Here is a 17,338-nt window from a genome sequence, read left to right on the forward strand (position 1 = left end):
TGACTCCGCAGGCTGGGCACAGGTTTATAGCCTGGGCTGACCAGCACCCAGGCTGCTCGGGGCGTGCGCACACGACGTAACCGCCGCTGGTAGAGACCAGCCACATTGGCACGCCGCGATATGAGCCCGGCTGCGCAGGAGGAAGAGTGCTCTCGGCTTTCATCTCATCGCTGCGGACGGCTGACCTACGACGCAAGATCCTTTTCACCCTGGCGATCCTGATCCTGTACCGGATCGGCGCGTCGATCCCGTCTCCCGGCGTCAACTACGGCAACGTGGAGAAGTGCCTCACGCAGCTCAGCGGGGGTGACTCGGCGCAGATCTATTCGCTGATCAACCTGTTCTCCGGCGGCGCGCTGCTGAAGCTGGCGGTGTTCGCGATCGGCATCATGCCCTATATCACCGCGAGCATCATCGTGCAGCTGCTCGGGGTCGTCATTCCGCGCTTCGAAGAGCTACGCAAAGAGGGGCAGGCGGGCCAGGCCAAACTCACCCAGTACACCCGCTACCTTTCGGTCGCTCTGGCGCTCCTGCAGGCCACCAGCATCGTGGCGCTGGCCGCCAACGGCGGGCTGCTGCAGGGCTGCACCCTCGACATCATCCAGAGCACGTCGATCTTCTCCCTCGCCGTCATCGTCCTTGTGATGACCGCAGGCGCGACGCTGGTGATGTGGATGGGGGAGCTGATCCAGGAGCGCGGCATCGGTAACGGCATGTCGCTGATGATCTTCGCCAGCATCGCCGCCCGCATCCCGTCTGAGGGCAAGACCATCCTCGACAGCCGCGGCCCGGTCGTCTTCACCGCGGTCTGCATCGCAGCCTTGGTGATCATCATCGGAGTGGTGTTCGTCGAGCAGGGCCAGCGCCGTATCCCGGTGCAGTACGCCAAGCGAATGGTCGGCCGCCGAATGTATGGCGGCACGTCGACGTATCTGCCGTTGAAGGTCAACCAGGCCGGCGTCATCCCGGTGATCTTCGCGTCGTCGCTGATCTACATCCCGCACCTGATCACCCAGCTGATCCAGAGCGGGCAGTCCAATCCAGGCAACGGTTGGTGGGACAAGTTCGTCGCGAACTACCTGACCAACCCGGCCAGCCCGACCTACATCGCCGTCTACTTCGGCCTGATCGTCTTCTTCACCTACTTCTATGTGTCGGTGCAATTCAACGTCGACGAGCGCGCCGATGAGATGAAGAAGTACGGCGGCTTCATCCCCGGCATCCGGCCCGGCAAGCCCACCGCCGACTACCTACGCTTCGTGCTCAACCGGATCACCCTGCCCGGCTCGATCTACCTGGGCGTCATCGCCGTCCTGCCGAACCTGTTCCTGGAGATCGGCAACACCGGCGGAGTGCAGAACATACCGTTCGGCGGTACAGCTGTTCTGATCATGGTTGGCGTCGGCTTGGATACGGTCAAACAGATCGAGAGCCAGCTGATGCAGCGCAACTACGAAGGGTTCCTGAAGTGAGGGTCGTACTGCTTGGGCCGCCGGGGGCGGGCAAGGGGACGCAGGCGCAGAAGCTTTCCGAGAAGCTCGGCATTCCGCAGATCTCCACAGGCGACCTTTTCCGCGAGAACATCAGTTCCGGCACCCCGTTGGGCCTGGAGGCCAAGCGCTACCTTGACGCAGGCGACCTTGTGCCTTCGGAGCTGACGAACAAGTTGGTCGAGGACCGCATCGAGCAGGCCGACGCCGCCGACGGTTTCATTTTGGACGGATACCCCCGCTCGGTCGCGCAGGCGGAGGCGCTCGACGAGATGCTCGAGAACCACGACACCAAGCTGGACGCCGTGCTGGAGTTCGCGGTCTCCGAGGACGAGTTGTTCACCCGGCTCAAGGCCCGCGGACGCGCCGACGACACCGAAGAAGTCATCCACAACCGGATGAAGGTGTACGCCGACGAGACCAGGCCGCTGCTCGAGTACTACAGCCACAACAACCTGCAGACCGTCGACGCGATCGGTGGACTCGACGAGGTTTTCGCCCGCGCGCTCCGCGCACTCGGCAGGTAACCGATGATCACCCTGCCGGGGCTGCGCACCCGCAAGGTGGTCGAGCCGCGCACTCCCGGTGAACTCGACGCGATGGCCGTCGCCGGCGCGCTCGTCGCGGCCGCGCTGAAAGCCGTCCACGGCGCCGCCATGTCCGGGGTGTCCACGCTGGAGCTCGACAAGATCGCCGAATCAGTGATCCGCGACGCCGGTGGCACCCCGTCTTTCCTGGGCTATCACGACTTTCCGGCCAGCATCTGTTCGTCGGTGAACGACCGCGTCGTGCACGGCATTCCGTCGGCCACCGAAGCGCTGGCCGCAGGCGACCTGGTGTCGATCGACTGCGGTGCGATCGTCGACGGCTGGCACGGCGACTCGGCGATCACGTTCGGCGTCGGAGACCTGATCGAGATCGACGCGGCCCTGTCGGAAGCCACCAAGGAGTCGATGGAGGCAGGCATCGCAGCGATGGTGCCCGGTAACCGACTCACCGATGTCTCGCACGCCATCGAGACCGGCACCCGGGCGGCCGGCAAGCGCCATGGCCGCAAATTCGGCATCGTCGCGGGTTATGGCGGCCATGGCATCGGCAGGCGCATGCACATGGATCCGTTTCTGCCCAACGAGGGCCAGCCGGGACGCGGGCCGTACCTGGTCGCCGGTTCAGTGCTTGCCATCGAACCGATGCTGACGCTCGGCACGTCAAGCACTGTGGTGCTGGCCGATGACTGGACCGTGGTCACCGCCGACGGATCGCGCGCCGCCCATTGGGAGCACACGGTTGCTGTAACCGACGACGGACCACGCATCCTGACCAGCTGAATCCGACAACTGCCCAGTTGGTCGGGCGAAACGGGTGAACCGGACAGACCCCGTCCTCGTAGTAACGAGGGAGGTGCGAATGGACGATCCGGAGGCCGCCTTGATACGTGTGCTCTACGAAGAGCACGGCCCCGCCTTATGGCGCTATGCCGTACGGCTCACCGGTGACCCGGCACGAGCAGAGGATGTTGTGCAGGAAACGTTGCTGCGAGCTTGGCAGCACCCAGAGGTAACCGGCGGTGACCGGTCGGCGCGAGCTTGGCTGTTTACCGTCGCGAGAAATATGATCATTGATGAGCGGCGCAGCGCTAGGTTTCGCAGCGAGACCGGGACCCCGGATATCGAGAAGAGCCACGACCGCGCCGGCCCGGATGAGGTGGATTCCGCCTTGGACCAAATGCTGTTGAGTGGCGCCTTGGCACAGTTGTCGCCTGAACACCGCGCGGTGGTCAAGCGGTCCTACTACCAGGGCTGGACGACCGCGCAGATCGCGGCCGATCTGGATATTGCAGAAGGCACTGTGAAATCGCGGCTGCACTACGCCGTTCGGGCGTTGCGGCTGACGCTGCAGGAGATGGGGGTGACCCGATGACACAACCCGCGAATCGCGACGACCAGTTGCACCGTGAAGACCCGTACGCAACGTGGGATGCCGCCTACGTCCTTGGCTCGCTGTCGGGCAATGAACGACGCGAGTTCGAGGCGCATCTGGCGACCTGCCCTCGATGCAGCGCGGCGGTTGCCGAACTCAGCGGCATCCCGGCGTTGTTGGCACAGCTGACCGCCGAGGAAGTCGAAGCACTCGACGACCCGACGACAGAAGTGCCGCCGATGCGGCCCGAGGTGCTCGACACGCTGGTGCAGAAGGTCGAGTGGCGACGGCGCCGGACGCGCAGGCGCAGCGTGATCACGCTGGCCGCAGCGGCCGCTGTGCTTGCCATCGCATTGGTAGTCGGAATTCTGCCCGGCATCAGAGGGCAGGGCGACGACCAGCAGATGGCCTCTGCCGTGACGATGAGCAAGGTCGCCCAGACACCGATCAACGCCGCTGTCACGCTGACCGGATTCGGTTGGGGCACAAGGGTCGACATGGTCTGCACCTACGGAGACTATGCGAGCCGTGGTGAGGCGACGACGGAGCATCTGTCGATGGTGTTGGTGGGCCATAACGGAACTCAGAGTGAGATTGCTTCGTGGGTCGGTGTGAACGGCGCGACCGCATTGCCGAGTGGCAACACGACGCTGCAGAAGGACCAGATCAAGTCGGTGCAACTGGTCGATTCCGATTCCAGAGCGGTGCTGCTGCAATCAGACCTGTGAGTAGGGTCACGGATTGAACCGTGGTTACTCACGAGTCGTGTCACTTGCAGGTGGGAAAGCAGGTGACTGAATGGCCAGAACGCATCGGGTTGTCGACCACATTGTCGGCTATCTGGCGGCGACCGGCGTCGAATACATCTTCGGCGTCGACGGCGCGAACATCGAGGATCTTTACGATGCCGCGCACTTCAACGATGACATCACCGCCGTACTGGCCAAGCATGAGTTCTCCGCGGCGACGATGGCCGACGGGCTCAGCCGAAGCGGCGCCGGCCTGGGCGTCGTGGCCGCTACCTCGGGCGGCGGCTGTCTCAATACCGTTGCTGGCCTTGGTGAGGCGCTGGCCAGCCGGGTTCCGGTGCTGGCACTGATCGGCCAACCTCCGACAAGCCTTGACGGCCGCGGCGCCTTCCAGGACACCAGCGGACAAAACGGTGCGTTGGACGGTGAAGCGCTCTTCTCCGCGGTGTCGGTGTTCTGCCGACGGATTCTGGCGCCAGAAGACATCACGGCCGCGTTGCCCGAAGCCATCGCGGCGGCCAACCGGGGTGGCCCTGCGGTGCTGCTGCTTCCGAAAGACATCCAGCAGTCCAGCCTGGACCTCACCGGTTCGGTGAACGGGCGCTCCAACGGGTCGACAGTCGCGGCGGCGCTCGGCAACCCGCAAGCGGTCGCGCGGGCACTGCGGCATGCCGACGGCCCGATCACGATCATCGCAGGCGAGCAGGTGGCCCGCGACGACGCGCGTGCGGAACTCGCCCAGCTGCGTTCGATGCTGCGGGCCCGCATCGCCACCGTTCCCGATGCCAAGGATGTCGCGGGCACGCCGGGCCTCGGCTTGTCCTCAGCGCTCGGGGTGACCGGCGTGATGGGGCATCCCGGGGTCGCCAAGGCAATCGCCGAGAGCGCCCTCTGCCTGGTGGTCGGCACCCGGTTGAGCGTGACCGCACGCGCGGGACTGGACGAGGCGCTGGCATCGGTGCCGACGTACTCGATCGGGTCGGCTGCGCCGTTCGTGCCGTGCACGCATGTGCAGACCGAAGACCTCCGCGGATCGCTGAGCCTGCTCACGCAGGCATTGAACGGCGACGGCAGGCCGACGGGTGTGCGGGTACCGGACGCGGTGGAGAAGGTCGATCTGCAACCGCCGTCGCACGACGGCGACGGCGTGCGGTATCGCGAGGCGATGGCTGTGCTGGATGCCGCGCTGCCCGATGGCGTCGATATCGTCGTCGACGCCGGGAACATCGGCGCCTCTGCGATCCACTACCTCCCCGCGCGACGGGACGGACGATTCGTCGTCGCGCTCGGCATGGGAGGGATGGGGTACAGCTTCGGTGCCGCGCTGGGGATGGCCTTCGGACGGAGACGACGGACCGTCGTCATCGCCGGTGACGGTTCCTTTTACATGCACGGCATGGAGATTCACACCGCGTTGCAGTACGGCCTGCCGGTGACGTTCCTGTTGTTCGACAACCACGCGCACGCGATGTGTGTGACTCGAGAGCAGCTGTTCTACGGCAACCTCTACAGCTACAACCGCTTCGGCGCGAGCCGGCTCGGTGCCGGCCTGGCCGCCATGTTCCCCGGCCTGTCGTCGGTCGACGTCGACAGGATCGACGATCTGCCCACGGCACTGCAGGCCGCGTTCGACGTCGACGGGCCCTCGGTCGTCGCGGTCCAGTGCTCGGCGGACGAAGTTCCGCCATTCGCAAACTTTCTCGGCAAGGCTGCCGCGAAGAACCCCGTTATCACAGAGGAGATCCATTCCCATGTCGTTGCCCGCGCTTGATGACATCACCGCCCATCGAGGCACAGTCGAACCGATCGACGGGGTTATTCGCGTCGAGACGGTACCGAGGGAGAAGGCCACCCCGATCATCATGGAGATGATGCGGTCCGTCTACCCGCATGACGAAGTGTTCGGAACGTATTGCACCGTCAACGATTACATCGACTGTCCGCCCGACGAGCTGTTCGACTACATGTCCGACAGCCGTTGCCTTGAGGAGTGGACGTACAGCTTGCGGGGCTTTGCTCCAACGGAGGAGCCGGGCCTGTGGGTCGCCTACGACAAGCTCGGTGGGGACAAGGGCAGCCCGATTTTCACCCGCACCGTAGCCAACAAGGAGGCACGTACGGTCGACTACCACTGCGCGTGGGACCAGGGCAAGCATCTGTGGATGATCTACCTGATCCGCATCGTCGACGCGCAACTTGTCTTCGACAGGCCCGGCTCGGTCGTGCTGTGGACCAACTGCCACCACCCGTTCTACGACAAGAATCCCTATCCCGAGACCGCACCCCCGCAGCGTCCGGTGTGGGTCGGTGATTTCTGGGACATGTTCGGACCAGGCCATCTGCTCGAGATGAAGAACCTCAAGGCAATCGTCGAATACCGGCACCACAACGGCTTGCCGGTCACCCCCGCCTGGATGAAGTGAGGACGCCGCAATGACCGCCGCGCACGCGAGGAGCGAGAAATGACCGTCAGTCTGCTTGATATTTCGACATACCTGCCAGGAGAACCAGTTCCGGCCGACTATTACGCCGGCTTCGCCGAGTCCGATGATCTGCGCGACAACGTGATGTTCAAAGCGCCGAAGTTTCGCCATCACGTGGCCGAGGATGAAACGGCCATCGACATGGTGGAAAGGGCCGCCGCGGGCATAGTCGAACGCCACGGCCAAGAGACCATCGAGAACATCGACATCCTGATCACCCATGTCCAGCTGCCGGACGTGCCGTTCTACGGCGGCGGCGGCGGGATGGCGCATCGCCTTGGCATGAAACCCAATTGGGTGCTCGATCTGCACAACGGCGGGTGCGCCGCGTTCGTCCTGGGAATGAAGGTGGCCCAAAACCTGATCGAGTCGGGGCAGGGGGAGACGGCGCTGGTCGCCGTCGCGCAGAACGCGGCGGGCACCATCTTCGACCAAAAAACGATTCGCACCAAGGCACAGGCTTCCGTGCCGGGCGACGGCGCAGCCGTGGGTCTGATTGCGCGCTCGGAAAAGTCGCCGATCCTCGACATCGAATGCCGCAACTACGGCGAGTTCGCAGGCGACATGGCAATCTCCACGCAGCCGCCCCGCAAGTGGTGGCAGCCCGGGCCCGGTGAAGGGTCCATCGGTTTCACCGAAAGCAAGATCACCAAGGTGCTCGCACGCGGTAATCGTCAGGTGCCTGAGGTGTCCTACGCGGTCTGCGATCGAATCGGCATCAAGCCGAAGGACCTCGATCTTCTGGTCACCAACCAGCCGAACAGGGCCTTTCTGCGGAATTGGCGCGAAGCGCTGGAACTGCCCAAGGAGCGGCACCGCGACACCTTCGAGTATTGCGGCAACCTGTTCGCCGCCGGTATCCCGATCAACCTCGAGCGGGCCATCTCCGACGGTCAGCTCAAGAAGGGCGACGTGGCGCTGATGGCGGCATTCGCGCACGCGGGGGACTTCGCAGGCGCGGCCGCGATCAAGTGGGGCGGGCGGGACTGATGGGCACCCCGAGGGGGGACCTCACCGAGGCGGTCTCGGCGCTGCCCAGCGCGGTGGACCCATTCGCGCTGTCGCTCAACGAGAATCCGTTTCCCCCGCTGCCGGGGGTGCGGTCGGCGCTGACCGCGTCCGTCGACGTGGCGAACCGCTATCCGGAGTTCCTACCCGAGCGGTTGCGCGCGCTGATCGCGGGACACGTCGGGGTGCACGAGGAACAGGTCGTGATCGGCGCCGGTGCCACCGGAGTGATCATGCAGGTGTTGAGCGCGGTGACCAGCCCGGGCGACCGGATCGTTATGACCTCGCCGACATTCGACGGCTTCCCGATTTTCGCCCACATGGCGCGGCTGATTTCGGTCACCGTGGCGCTAGACGAGCACGGTCACCACGATCTCGATGCGATGGCCGAGGCGGCAAGCCAGGCGCGGGTCGTGGTGGTCTGCCGTCCGCACAATCCGACCGGCACCGTCGAGTCGGCGGCCGACGTCGAGCTGTTCCTGCAGCGGGTGCCTAAGGACACCGTCGTCTTGTTGGACGAGGCGTATGTCGAGTTTCTCGCCCCCGAGCACCGTATCGACGCACTAGCGCTGGTCGAGCGATTCCCGAATGTGGTTGTGGTGCGGACATTCTCGAAGGCATATGGCCTGGCGGGACTGCGCATCGGATACGGCTTCTGCGCACCGGACCTGGCCAGGAAAGTGTGGACGATGCAGCTGCCGTTCGGTATGGGTATCACCGGCCTGGTGGCGGTTGCGGCCTCTTATGATGCGGAAAGCGAGCTACAGCAACGGATCCGGCGGATCGCTTCGGAACGACGATACTTGCGGATGCGTTTGCGATCGATGGGGATTTACAGCACCGACGGGCACGCCAACTTCGTCTATCTGCCCGCCAACAGCCGGCCGTGGAAGCAGGTCTTCGATGGCACAGGCCTGCAGATCCGTTCCTACGCCGACGGCAGCGTGCGGATCACCGTCGGTAGCCGTCAGTCCACCAGGGCGGTGCTCGACGCGTTGAAACCATTCGCGGCGCGCTGAAAGTCCGTCGCTTCGCGGGGGGCTGCGGTATGAAGAGGCGTGGCCTCAGAACCGCCTGCGGACCCGCATAAGCGAGATCCCATCGAGCTGGCGCGTGCCAACTGGGAGCGAGCGGGCTGGGGTGACGTCTCCGATGGGATGGTCGCGGTCACGTCCGTGATGCGGGCTCATCAGATTCTGCTCGCCCGCGTGGAGAACGCGTTACGTCCGTACGACCTGAGCTTCGCGCGATACGAACTGCTGCGGCTGCTGGCGTTCAGCCGGAACGGTGCGTTGCCGATCACCAAGGCGTCCGACCGGTTGCAGGTACACGTCACCAGCGTGACGCACGCGATCCGTCGGCTGGAAGGCAACGGTCTGGTGGCTCGGCTGCCTCATCCCACCGATGGCCGCACCACGCTGGTGCAGATCACCGATCTGGGCCGCTCCACAGTCGAGGACGCGACGGTGACGCTCAACAAGGATGTCTTCGCCGATATCGGTGTCTCCGATGATGAATCACGTGCGCTTGCCGCCGCGATCGAGACGTTGCGGCGCAACGCAGGCGACTTCTAGCGCGGTGGGGCCCCGCGAAGCTGGGGACAGACGCAAATGCTCCCGATATGCCGAGAGTTAGGGTGCTTTTGCGTCTTCCCGCCCGGGGGTGGGTAGCGGGATCGTCGCCGTGACAGCCGTCCCCGCGCCCGGTCGCGAGCGGATGTTCAGCCGTCCGCCGACGATCTCCGCCCGCTCGGCCATCGACAGCAGACCATAGCCGCCCATCTCGTCGCTTCCCAACGGATGCTCGAACGTGTCGAAACCCACTCCGTCGTCGACGATTTCGAGTCGCGCTGTGTCTTCGTCGGCCGCGAACGTCAGCCGCGCCGTCGACGCACCCGCATGCTTGACGACGTTCTGCAGACACTCCTGCGCGATTCGGTACAGCGCGATTTCGATATGGTCCGGCAGCCGCGTTTCGGTGACTTCGACCTGAACGTCGATTTGGGGGATCGAGCGCGCCAGGCTGGTCAGCCCGCCCGCCAGCCCGAGGTCGTCGAGCACCGGAGGCCGCAGCCCGCCGATCGCCGCACGCGCCTCCTGCAGGGTCAGGTCGACCAGTTCCCTTGCCATGCCGAGCTGTTCGGCCATGGTGGCCGGATCGGTTCCCGCAGCTTGGGTCGCCGCGTCCAGCCGATAGGACAACGTGATCAACCGCTGGGAGATGCCGTCGTGGATGTCGCCCGCCAGCCGGCGACGCTCGAGTTCCTGTGCCTGGATGACCTGCTCGACAAAGTTCTCATGCGCGCGTTCGCGCACCACCAACTGGCGGTGCAGCCGCGCCTGGTGCAGGGCGCCCGCAATGAGCCGACCGATCACCAGCAGCAGCTCGACATCACCGGCGGTGAACTCACGCCGCTCGACTGTGTGCACGTTGAGCACTCCGACCAGGCCGCCGGGATCGGTCTCCATCGGCACCGACACCATCGACGTGAAGTCGGACCCGCGCAGCGACTCGAACGGGAGGTACCGCGGATCCGACTCCTTGTCGTGGGTGATGACGACGGGCTCGCGATTACTGGCCACCCAGCCCGACACACCGGACCCAAGGGGCAGTCGGATCTTGCCGACCTCGGAATCGAACGGCGGCGTGGCCCCTGCGAGTGTGAGCGAGCGGTCGCTGTCGTCGAGGACGTGCACGAAGCAGACGTCGGTGGCGGTGGCCGCAGTGATCATCCTGGCGGCCGCGGCGGCCAGGGGTTCGACGCCGGGGCCGCTGGAGGCCGCCTGGATCAACTCGCGAAGCAGCGCGAGCTCACGATCCGCGTCGACGACGTCGCGAACGGCGCTGGGGCGCAACGGGCCTCCGCCTACTGGACTCATTGGTAGATCCCTTCGCGCAGGGCGGTCGCGACTGCGCCGGTCCGGTCGCTGACGCCGAGCTTGCGGTAAATCGACCGCAAATGCGTCTTCACGGTCTCGTCGCCGATCACCAGCTTGCTGGCGATGCCGCGGTTCGACAGTCCGTTGACGACGTAGGAAAGGATTTCGCTCTCTCGCTGGGTGAGGCCCTGGCGGGCTCCCGGCCAGAATTCGTCGCGTTGCATCCGGGCCGCGGTGTCGGCCGCCCTTGCCGCCATGCTCGGATCGATCGCGGTAGCGCCGCCGTGTACGAACTCCAGCTGTCGCACCAAGTCGTCGCTGCTGATGCTCTTCAATAGATAGCCCGACGCGCCGACGCGAAGCGCCTGAAACAGGTACTGCTCGTCGTCATAAACCGAAAGCATGACCACCTTGCGGTCGGACCGTCGTTCGCGCAACGACTGGCACAGATCCAGGCCGCTGGACCCCTGCATGCGCACATCGGAGAGCACGACGTCGGGGTCGAGATCATCGACCACGCTGAGCGCCCGCTCAGCACCGACGGCCTGGCCGACCACCGTCACCCGGTCGGAAAAGGCAGCGAGCATCGCCTTGAGACCCTCGATGACCATCTCGTGATCGTCTACCAAGACGATTCGCACTGGTCCGGAGGCGAGCGGGCTGTCGGACGCCATGGCAATACCTTAGGACCGGCGCTCGATGGGGTGACCCAACATGGCCTGGCCAATCCCCCGAATGGGGGAGGTTGTCACGTTGTGGTGTGGGTCACCCTTGTCTCGTGCCCATGACACAGCCCAACACCTGGCGTGCCGGACGATTCTGGTGGGATTGCAATTCACCCGTCGGCGCCGATGTGAATCCGCTTCGCGCACTGGTCTTTGACCTCGACGCCCTCGCCGACGTCGAATGCGACGGCCACCGTGTGGCCTACAACGCCGCGTTCGCCGCGCACGGACTGAACTTCGAGTGGTCGGTGGCGCGATACCGCAAGCTGCTGGCACTGACCGACGAGCGTCAGCGGATCACGGCCGAGTTGCGCAAGCGCGGCGTTTCCACCGAATCCGACGTGCTGACCAAGCTGCTCGCCGACGACATCTACACGACCAAGACCATGATGCTCGACGAGATGATCCTCGACGCCGACGTGAGCCCGCGGCCGGGCCTGGTCGACCTCGTCATGGACGCTTTCACCGCCGGTGTCGTGGTCAGCGTCGTTGCAGGTGGTCAACGAACCTGGGTTGAGCCGTTGGTGCGACAACTCGTCGGCGACGGCGTCGTCGAAACGGTGGTGACCGCCGACGATGTCAAGAAGCCCATGCCAGATCCCGAGGCATTCCGAACGGCCTTGTGGGAGCTCGGGATACCTGCGGAGAACGCGCTCGCGGTCACGGGTTCGGCTTCGGGCCTGCGCGCGGCGACCTCCACGGGTATGGCCACCACGGTCATCACCGGCGACGGCGCCCCTGACATTCCGGCCGCCGTTGCGGTCCGGCCGGACTACGCAGGCAGCGAGCCGATGCGGATCGCGGACTGTCGACGGTTGCACGGCCGCTGGTGTGCGGCGCACAAGCCGGCCGACGCTGCCTAGATCCCTGAGCTCCTACTCCTACGGCCCCCGCGGCAGGCTCCCGGCAGTCACAAAACGAAGCTGACGTCGGTCTTTGCCGAAAACGTAGGGAAACGCCCTATATCTCGGGCGACTCCGTTTGCTCTAGCGTCGATTTGTCGGGGGACGCGTAGACCAGACGTGCCCAACGGGCAATGCCGAGGAGACACTTCATGACCAGAACACGACTATTTGCACTTCGAATGGCGGGCATCATCGCAGCCCTCGCGGTGCCATTGGCGATGGTGATCCCGGTGGCGCAAGCCGATCCCATCGCCGACATCAGGGGCCAGGTGGCTGGCAACAGGGGCGCGAGTTGTCCGAATGGTCTGAACTACAACCAGACGCTTCAGGACATCGCCTTCGCGGTTTCCGCGCCCATCCCCGACCCCCCCGCGAGAATCGACGGATTGAAAGCGCAGTACGGCGGTGAGGTGGTTACGTTCAACGCGGCAGGCGATCATCAGGCCCACGTGGTGAACAAGACCTATCAGGCCGGCGCCGGTCCCGCGATCGGTGACTGCAGCATGACCGACTTCGGTGTCGCGTTTATCCGCAATGAAGCGTACGGCGGCGATGGCGATGACGACTTTGGACCCGACTTCGTCGGCATCGTGCTCGGCAAGAAGGCGGCCGCACCTGCGGGTGGCGGTCAATCGGGTTCGAGCCCGGCACAGCAGGACGTGCCGAAGCCCGACGTGGTGTGCAATCCAGAAACCGATGAGAGTGCGACGGTTCCGGCTGGCCAGCAGTGCAAGCCGAAAGCACCCGTGGCTTGCCCGCCAGGTGGACCGCAGACATCGGTACCGGCTGGCCAGAAGTGCCCGCCGCCGGCGAACGCCGTCAAGGTGACCTTCAATCGCGGGTTCGGAACGTGGGGCGTGAACGTGAAGAACAACGCAGGCATCGGCGGCAGCTGTACCTACACCGCAACCAGCCAAAACGGGCTGCCGGGACGCGATGAGGCGTTCGAGATCGCGCCGAACGGCACGCATAGCTTCGACGTCCTGGCTCCGGTTGGGAAGTACGACGTCGTGACGTCCTGCACAGGGACGTACGACGGTCAGCAGGTCGAGTTCGGGCGCGACGTCCAGACCGTCGGCTGACAATCAACTGAACAGCGCTTCTGCCACGGCTCGGCACCAATCGAGCCGTGGCAGAGTGCTGTTCAGCGGGCGTCAAGTGCCGCGCAGCAGTTCAATCACCGCGCTGAAGTCCTTGTCAGCGTGGCCGGCTGCGTACTTTGCATAGATCTCGGCGGCGTGGGTTCCCAGAGGAGCCGTCGAGCCGGTCGAGTTCACCGCATCCATCGCCAGGCCGAGGTCCTTGTTCATCAGCGCGGTCGCAAATCCCGGCTTGAAGTCGTTATTGGCAGGCGACGTGGGGACCGGACCTGGCACCGGACAGTTGGTGTGCACCGACCAGCAGTTGCCGGTTGCTCCAGTGATCACGTCGAACAGCGACTGCGCCGAGAGGCCGAGTTTCTCGGCCAACACAAAGGCTTCCCCGACGGCGATCTGCTGCACTGCCAGCACCATGTTGTTGCATAGCTTGGCACTCTGTCCGTTGCCGGAGCCACCGCAATGAATGATCTTGCCCGCCAACGGTTCCAGTACCGGACGGGCTCGTTCGACGGCCTCGTCCTCGCCGCCGACCATGAATGCGAGCGTTCCTGCAGTGGCGCCCTTGACGCCGCCGGACACCGGAGCATCAAGTTGAGCGAACCCAGCTTCGATGGCCTGCTTGTGGATGTCGCGGGCATCGGCGACGGAGATGGTCGACGTGTCGATGAACAGCGCACCGGACTTCGCGTCCGGCAGCACCTCGTCGTAGCACGCCTTGACGACCGCACCGTTGGGTAGCGAGCTGATCACGACGTCGGCCTCGGTCACCGCCGCGGCGCCGGAGTCGAAGACCTTGACGCCCTTGGCTTCCGCTGCTTCCTTGAGCGCGGGCACCGGGTCGAATCCGTGCACGGTGTGCCCGGCTGCGACGAGGTTGGCTGCCATCGGTCCGCCCATGTTGCCCAGCCCGAAGAACGCGATGTTGGTCATTGACCCTCCCGGTTAAGAGGCGCGGGTCCCAGCGGCTTCTGCCGATTTGCGGGCTCGGCCCGCGGCAGCCCGACCGATGACCACGCGCATGATTTCGTTGGTTCCCTCGAGGATTCGATGCACCCGCAGATCGCGGACGATCTTCTCCAGCCCGTACTCGGTGAGATATCCGTAGCCGCCGTGCAGCTGTAGCGCCCGATCGGCGACGTCGAAGCAGGCGTCGGTCACGTACCGCTTCGCCATCGCACACAGCGCCACCTTGTCGGGATGGTTCTCGTCGAGCGCAGTTGCCGCCCGCCACAACAGCGTTCGCGATGTTTCCAGCGCAGTGGCCATATCAGCCAGTGAGAACCGGATGGTTGGCTCGTCGACAAGTGCGCCGCCGAACGCCTGCCGGTCGGCCAGGTAGCCCACCGCCTTGTCGTATGCGGCCTGCGCGCCACCGAGCGAGCACGCCGCGATGTTGAGCCTGCCACCATTGAGGCCGTTCATCGCGATGGAGAAGCCGGTGCCTTCGCCGTCGGCACCACCGAGCATCGCGTCGACAGGAACTCGGACGCCTTCGAAAATGACCTGCGCGGTGGGCTGGGCGTGCCAGCCCATCTTCTCCTCATTCGCGCCGAAACTGAGTCCCGAAGTGCCATTTTCGACGATGAAGGCTGAGATCCCGCGGGGTCCGTCCCCGCCGGTGCGGGCCATCACAATGTAGACGTCGGACTCGCCTGCGCCGGAGATGAACTGCTTCACCCCGTCGAGCACGTAGTGGTCGCCGTCGCGGACGGCTTTCGTGCGCAGTGCGGCGGCATCCGATCCCGCGCCCGGCTCGGTCAGGCAGTAGCTGGCGACGGCCTCCATCGACGCGAGCTTGGGCACCCAGGATTTGCGTTGTTCGTGTGTGCCGTAGCTATCGACCATCCATGAGCACATGTTGTGGATCGACAGGAACGCCGCCACCGTTGGGTCGGCGGCGGCCAACTGCTCGAAGATGCGGACGGCGTCGATGCGGCGTAGGCCGCTGCCGCCGGCGTCTTCGCTGCAGTAGATCGCCGCCATGCCCAGCTCGGCTGCCTCGCGCAGCTCGTCGACCGGGAAGTGATGCGACTTGTCCCACTCCAGTGCGTTGGGGGCAAGGCGTTTCTCGGCGAACGCTGCCGCCGTCTCGGCGATCACGCGTTCATCGTCGTCCAAGCCGAAAAGATCCATGGGGATACTTGTGCTCTATTTCATTGTCGGAATGACGAACTCGGCGCCGTGGCTGCCCGCCGGCCAACGTTGGGTCACCGTCTTCACCTTCGTGTAGAAGATGATCGACGACGGCCCGTGCTGGTTGAGGTCGCCGAAGCCGGAGCGCTTCCAGCCGCCGAAGGTGTGGTACGCCACCGGCACGGGAATGGGCACGTTCACGCCGACCATGCCGACCTGAACGCGGGACACGAAGTCGCGTGCGGTGTCGCCGTCGCGGGTGAATATTGCGACGCCGTTGCCGTATTCATGTTCGGTGGGCAGCCGCAACGCCTCTTCGTAGTCGTTGGCGCGCACGATGCACAACACCGGCCCGAAAATCTCGTCGGTGTAGATCGACATGTCGCTGGTGACGTGGTCGAACAGGGTGGGGCCGATGAAGTAGCCCTTCGACAGGTCGGCATCGTCGAAACTCAGTTCGTCGGTGGCACGTTCGCGTCCGTCGACGACGGCTTCGGCGCCCGCCTCGATGCCTTGGGCGATGTAGTCGCGCACCCGCTGCAGAGCCGCCTCGGTCACCAGGGGGCCGTAGTCGGCCTTGGGGTCGAGGCTGTGACCGACCCGCAACTGGTTGACGCGCTCGACCAGCCTGGCGCGCAGGCGGTTTGCGGTCTCTTCGCCGACGGGCACCGCGACGCTGATGGCCATGCACCGCTCGCCCGCGCTGCCGTAGCCCGCGCCGATCAGCGCGTCGACGGCGTTGTCGAGGTCGGCGTCGGGCATCACGATCATGTGGTTCTTGGCGCCCCCGAAGCACTGTGCGCGCTTGCCGTGCGCCGCGGCGTTCGAGTAGATGTACTGTGCGATGTCGGAGCTGCCGACGAACCCGACGGCCTGGATGTCCGGATGCTCGAGAATGGCATCGACGGCTTCCTTGTCACCGTGCACGACCTGGAACACGCCGGGCGGCAGGCCCGCCTCGAGGAACAACTCGGCCAGCCGTACCGGCACCGAAGGGTCGCGTTCGCTGGGCTTGAGAATGAACGCGTTGCCGCACGCCAGCGCGGGACCCGCCTTCCACAGCGGGATCATCGCCGGGAAGTTGAACGGGGTGATGCCGGCGACCACGCCGAGCGGCTGACGCAGCGAGTAGACGTCGATGCCCGTGCCTGCGCCCTCGGTGTACTCACCCTTGATCAGGTGCGGGATGCCGATGGCGAACTCGATGACCTCGATGCCGCGCTGGATGTCGCCCTTGGAGTCCGCAACGGTCTTGCCGTGTTCCAACGAGAGCAGTTCGGCGAGCTCCTCGACGTTGGCGTTCACCAGGTCGATGAACTTCATCATCACGCGGGCCCGACGCTGTGGGTTCCAGGCCGCCCACTCCTTCTGTGCCTCGACGGCAGAAGCCACCGCGGTGTCGACGTCGGCGGCCGACGCCATCAACACCTGAGCCTGCACTTCGCCGGTGCTCGGGTTCATCACGTCGGCGGTTCGGGTCGACGCCAGGCTGCTGCGGCGGCCGTCGATGAAATGTTGAATCTGTGTGGTCATGAGCGGGTCCCTCGACAGAATGGTGGAATACTAGGATATCCTAGTAAGTGCGCTTGATCCTGCGCAAGGGTTGCGCGAAGGGCGATCAGCCGAGTTCTGCGAGCTGCCTGAAGGCGGGCGCCATGCCGTCGACCCAGGCGGCGGCCGCGCCGGTAGGCGGCATGGTGATCGCAGTCTTTACGCCGAGTTTCGCGTATTCGGCCATCTGGGCGACGAACGCGTCGCGCGTCTCGGGGCTGTGCCGGGGGTTGTTCGCCGACACCGTGGTGCGGATCTCGTTGTAGTCGCCGGTCAAGACCGCCGTCTCGAATGTGACGCCGTCGAAGCCGCGGCACGCCAAGCCAGACACCGACGACTGACTCACGAGTCTGCTGAGAGATCGCGATCACCGCAAAATTGCGATCTCCCCGCAG

General features: G+C 65.1%; 18 protein-coding genes. 12 read left to right on the top strand and 6 right to left on the bottom strand.

From position 1 onward, the window contains the following. Positions 1–146: 146 nt before the first annotated feature. From secY to QOJ24_RS05175, 10 genes are all read left to right on the top strand, one after another. Positions 147–1,472, top strand: a complete 1,326-nt coding sequence (secY, locus tag QOJ24_RS05130; RefSeq protein WP_526259748.1) for a preprotein translocase subunit SecY — start codon at positions 147–149, stop codon at positions 1,470–1,472. Further along, the gene (locus QOJ24_RS05135) at positions 1,469–2,017 is read left to right on the top strand and encodes an adenylate kinase (RefSeq protein ID WP_526259749.1); all 549 of its coding nucleotides are present in this window, start codon (positions 1,469–1,471) and stop codon (positions 2,015–2,017) included. The genes secY and QOJ24_RS05135 overlap by 4 nt, the downstream gene beginning before the upstream one ends. A 3-nt stretch (positions 2,018–2,020) precedes the next feature. Further along, positions 2,021–2,818: a type I methionyl aminopeptidase gene (gene map / locus QOJ24_RS05140; protein ID WP_526259751.1), complete on the top strand. Its 798-nt coding sequence runs from the start codon at positions 2,021–2,023 to the stop codon at positions 2,816–2,818. Between the two features lie 79 nt (positions 2,819–2,897). Then, on the top strand, positions 2,898–3,410 hold the full coding sequence (locus QOJ24_RS05145; RefSeq protein ID WP_526259753.1) for an RNA polymerase sigma factor: 513 nt from the start codon (positions 2,898–2,900) through the stop codon (positions 3,408–3,410). Further along, positions 3,407–4,138, top strand: a complete 732-nt coding sequence (locus tag QOJ24_RS05150; RefSeq protein ID WP_526259755.1) for an anti-sigma factor family protein — start codon at positions 3,407–3,409, stop codon at positions 4,136–4,138. Before QOJ24_RS05145 ends, QOJ24_RS05150 begins: the two co-directional genes overlap by 4 nt. Positions 4,139–4,208: 70 nt before the next feature. Beyond that, positions 4,209–5,930 (top strand): thiamine pyrophosphate-binding protein, encoded by a 1,722-nt coding sequence (locus tag QOJ24_RS05155; protein ID WP_526259757.1) that lies wholly within the window; start codon positions 4,209–4,211, stop codon positions 5,928–5,930. Continuing rightward, a complete protein-coding gene (locus QOJ24_RS05160) occupies positions 5,911–6,582 on the top strand; it encodes an SRPBCC family protein (RefSeq protein WP_526259759.1) in 672 nt (223 codons plus the stop codon). The genes QOJ24_RS05155 and QOJ24_RS05160 overlap by 20 nt, the downstream gene beginning before the upstream one ends. Before the next feature lie 39 nt (positions 6,583–6,621). After that, positions 6,622–7,632: a 3-oxoacyl-ACP synthase III family protein gene (locus tag QOJ24_RS05165; RefSeq protein WP_526259761.1), complete on the top strand. Its 1,011-nt coding sequence runs from the start codon at positions 6,622–6,624 to the stop codon at positions 7,630–7,632. Then, a complete protein-coding gene (locus tag QOJ24_RS05170) occupies positions 7,632–8,669 on the top strand; it encodes a pyridoxal phosphate-dependent aminotransferase (protein WP_526259763.1) in 1,038 nt (345 codons plus the stop codon). Before QOJ24_RS05165 ends, QOJ24_RS05170 begins: the two co-directional genes overlap by 1 nt. A 39-nt stretch (positions 8,670–8,708) precedes the next feature. Further along, positions 8,709–9,224 (top strand): MarR family transcriptional regulator, encoded by a 516-nt coding sequence (locus QOJ24_RS05175; protein ID WP_526259765.1) that lies wholly within the window; start codon positions 8,709–8,711, stop codon positions 9,222–9,224. Positions 9,225–9,281: 57 nt separating this feature from the next. Here the strand turns inward: QOJ24_RS05175 and QOJ24_RS05180 are convergent, their stop codons facing one another. Both QOJ24_RS05180 and QOJ24_RS05185 read right to left on the bottom strand, forming a co-directional pair. Further along, positions 9,282–10,529, bottom strand: a complete 1,248-nt coding sequence (locus QOJ24_RS05180; RefSeq protein ID WP_526259767.1) for a GAF domain-containing sensor histidine kinase — start codon at positions 10,527–10,529, stop codon at positions 9,282–9,284. Then, positions 10,526–11,203, bottom strand: a complete 678-nt coding sequence (locus QOJ24_RS05185; protein ID WP_526259769.1) for a response regulator transcription factor — start codon at positions 11,201–11,203, stop codon at positions 10,526–10,528. Before QOJ24_RS05185 ends, QOJ24_RS05180 begins: the two co-directional genes overlap by 4 nt. A gap of 110 nt (positions 11,204–11,313) precedes the next feature. Here QOJ24_RS05185 and QOJ24_RS05190 point away from each other — a divergent pair, with 110 nt between their 5' ends. Beyond that, complete coding sequence (locus QOJ24_RS05190; protein WP_526259799.1) at positions 11,314–12,117, top strand: HAD family hydrolase; 804 nt, start codon at positions 11,314–11,316, stop codon at positions 12,115–12,117. 191 nt (positions 12,118–12,308) lie between these two features. Continuing rightward, positions 12,309–13,241 carry a hypothetical protein gene (locus QOJ24_RS05195; RefSeq protein ID WP_526259771.1) on the top strand — a complete coding sequence of 311 codons (933 nt, stop codon included), beginning with the start codon at positions 12,309–12,311 and terminating at the stop codon, positions 13,239–13,241. 72 nt (positions 13,242–13,313) lie between these two features. Here QOJ24_RS05195 and mmsB read toward each other — a convergent pair whose 3' ends face one another. The 4 genes from mmsB to QOJ24_RS05215 form a co-directional block, all read right to left on the bottom strand. Beyond that, complete coding sequence (gene mmsB / locus QOJ24_RS05200; protein WP_526259773.1) at positions 13,314–14,189, bottom strand: 3-hydroxyisobutyrate dehydrogenase; 876 nt, start codon at positions 14,187–14,189, stop codon at positions 13,314–13,316. A gap of 12 nt (positions 14,190–14,201) precedes the next feature. Beyond that, positions 14,202–15,392 carry an acyl-CoA dehydrogenase family protein gene (locus QOJ24_RS05205; protein ID WP_526259775.1) on the bottom strand — a complete coding sequence of 397 codons (1,191 nt, stop codon included), beginning with the start codon at positions 15,390–15,392 and terminating at the stop codon, positions 14,202–14,204. Between the two features lie 15 nt (positions 15,393–15,407). Next, entirely contained in the window at positions 15,408–16,925 is a 1,518-nt protein-coding gene (locus QOJ24_RS05210) for a CoA-acylating methylmalonate-semialdehyde dehydrogenase (RefSeq protein ID WP_526259777.1), read from the bottom strand. 85 nt (positions 16,926–17,010) lie between these two features. Then, complete coding sequence (locus tag QOJ24_RS05215; protein ID WP_526259779.1) at positions 17,011–17,289, bottom strand: hypothetical protein; 279 nt, start codon at positions 17,287–17,289, stop codon at positions 17,011–17,013. Positions 17,290–17,338 lie beyond the last annotated feature (49 nt).

Source organism: Mycobacterium sp., assembly GCF_032159775.1.
GTDB lineage: Bacteria > Actinomycetota > Actinomycetes > Mycobacteriales > Mycobacteriaceae > Mycobacterium.

Excerpts from the sequence above, each read along its gene's own strand:
- map (WP_526259751.1), top strand. The coding sequence starts at position 2,021 with ATGATCACCCTGCCGGGGCTGCGCACCCGCAAGGTGGTCGAGCCGCGC.
- QOJ24_RS05145 (WP_526259753.1), top strand. The coding sequence starts at position 2,898 with ATGGACGATCCGGAGGCCGCCTTGATACGTGTGCTCTACGAAGAGCAC.
- QOJ24_RS05150 (WP_526259755.1), top strand. The coding sequence starts at position 3,407 with ATGACACAACCCGCGAATCGCGACGACCAGTTGCACCGTGAAGACCCG.
- QOJ24_RS05155 (WP_526259757.1), top strand. The coding sequence starts at position 4,209 with ATGGCCAGAACGCATCGGGTTGTCGACCACATTGTCGGCTATCTGGCG.
- QOJ24_RS05160 (WP_526259759.1), top strand. The coding sequence starts at position 5,911 with ATGTCGTTGCCCGCGCTTGATGACATCACCGCCCATCGAGGCACAGTC.
- QOJ24_RS05165 (WP_526259761.1), top strand. The coding sequence starts at position 6,622 with ATGACCGTCAGTCTGCTTGATATTTCGACATACCTGCCAGGAGAACCA.
- QOJ24_RS05170 (WP_526259763.1), top strand. The coding sequence starts at position 7,632 with ATGGGCACCCCGAGGGGGGACCTCACCGAGGCGGTCTCGGCGCTGCCC.
- QOJ24_RS05180 (WP_526259767.1), bottom strand. The coding sequence starts at position 10,529 with ATGAGTCCAGTAGGCGGAGGCCCGTTGCGCCCCAGCGCCGTTCGCGAC.
- QOJ24_RS05185 (WP_526259769.1), bottom strand. The coding sequence starts at position 11,203 with ATGGCGTCCGACAGCCCGCTCGCCTCCGGACCAGTGCGAATCGTCTTG.
- QOJ24_RS05190 (WP_526259799.1), top strand. The coding sequence starts at position 11,314 with ATGACACAGCCCAACACCTGGCGTGCCGGACGATTCTGGTGGGATTGC.
- QOJ24_RS05195 (WP_526259771.1), top strand. The coding sequence starts at position 12,309 with ATGACCAGAACACGACTATTTGCACTTCGAATGGCGGGCATCATCGCA.
- mmsB (WP_526259773.1), bottom strand. The coding sequence starts at position 14,189 with ATGACCAACATCGCGTTCTTCGGGCTGGGCAACATGGGCGGACCGATG.
- QOJ24_RS05205 (WP_526259775.1), bottom strand. The coding sequence starts at position 15,392 with ATGGATCTTTTCGGCTTGGACGACGATGAACGCGTGATCGCCGAGACG.
- QOJ24_RS05210 (WP_526259777.1), bottom strand. The coding sequence starts at position 16,925 with ATGACCACACAGATTCAACATTTCATCGACGGCCGCCGCAGCAGCCTG.